This window comes from Vibrio sp. Vb1755, assembly GCF_033338635.1.
GTDB lineage: Bacteria > Pseudomonadota > Gammaproteobacteria > Enterobacterales > Vibrionaceae > Vibrio > Vibrio alginolyticus.
Genome location: NZ_JAWOTA010000156.1, coordinates 1 through 1384, shown reverse-complemented (window position 1 = coordinate 1384; position 1384 = coordinate 1). Strand labels below are relative to the sequence as shown.

The following is a 1384-nucleotide window of genomic DNA, read 5'->3' as shown; positions in this document are numbered from 1 at the left end:
TTCTTAGTGCTTCGATGCGTTCAAAGGTATTTTTTTCTTCAATCGCGTATTCCAACGACAAGGTGCGAATACCATGCACGATAGGGAAGATGCCACCACGTTTGATATCCAAACCATCCTTGGCACTTTTTACGTTGCCAAACAGAGTAAGGGGCACGGAAAATTGCAAAGCAGGGCGCGTGAAATCCGACAAAACCAACATGCGATCTTTCATGCTGTCTCTGAGGTGATTTGCTATTGGGGTGAGAAGCTCTCGATTTCCTGCTACTGCATGTGCGTCACTGAAAATCGCCAAGTCCATGATTGGTTCAGGCTCCGCCTTCGTAATCCAATGATCTAAGGTGTGGATCCACTCTTGCTGCGTTTTGACCCATTTCGGGTTGTTGACCATCACTTTGCCGGGGCAGAGTGGGTAACCAAGCTGCTGCAGAGTGTGGGTGAATGATTGCATCACTTGTTCGCAATGCGGCCATTCTAGCCCGTCTTCAATAATGAGCGCGTTGTCTTGGTCGGTCTTAAGAATTTGCTCGCCACGCCCTTCTGAGCCTAGCACGATCAAACAACAGTGGTCGTGCAAAGCGGGTGGCACCACCAGTTCAAAGGCTTTTTCGATAATTTGTTCGTTTACCGCAGAGATGAGCTCCATGATGAAGCGAGTGCGGATGCCGTTTCTCAGCAAGCTTTCTACCAGTTGACGTTGACGGTTTGAAGCCAACGCCAGTTCTTCTACGCTGCTTGCTCGTGCAATGCTGAGTGTTAACACGTGGGAATGCGTCGAAAACGCGCTGAGAATCTGTGTCATGTCGAGCATGCCCACCGCGCGATTGCCTTCGCAGACCATCAAACGTTTCATGCGATTACGTGTCATGGTGATCATGGCGTTAAACAGAAAATCCCCGTCATCAACATGGTAGACAGGGAAAGTTGCGATCTCACCTACAGGTGTGTCCACGGCGCAATTATCCAACATAACCGAGTGCAGCATGTTGGTACGAGTCACGATGGCGTACGGGTGAGCTGACGGCCATTTTTCCAATCGCGGGTCATCGTCGTGGAGCTGAACCAATGCAGCATCGATGCCGTTATCTTTTAGAGTTCGAGTTACCTCGTTGATTGGCGTTTCTGGCGCGAGGATCATCGGCGGATGATAAATGCTGTTATCGACTTTGGTCAGAATAAATTCGGCCAAGTTTTGCTGTTGCTGCGCGGCTTCGATGAGTTCTTGTCGTTTGGATAAATTGTTGTCGAAGTAAGCCGCGAACTGGCCATTCTCGTTATAAAGCTCGAGAAAAACGTCTTTTGGTAGCAAGTACGAAAGGGTGTCTTCCAGCGCGATGTATTGATGTCGAACGCATTCTTCAAACAGTGAACGCACATCAAACAT

Annotated in this window: 1 protein-coding gene; it reads right to left on the bottom strand. The window is 49.0% G+C overall.

The window, feature by feature from the left end; all coding sequences use genetic code 11:
- Nucleotides 1–1384 (bottom strand): DUF294 nucleotidyltransferase-like domain-containing protein (locus R7E00_RS23480; RefSeq protein ID WP_318124634.1); only part of this gene is annotated, 1384 nt, incomplete at both ends.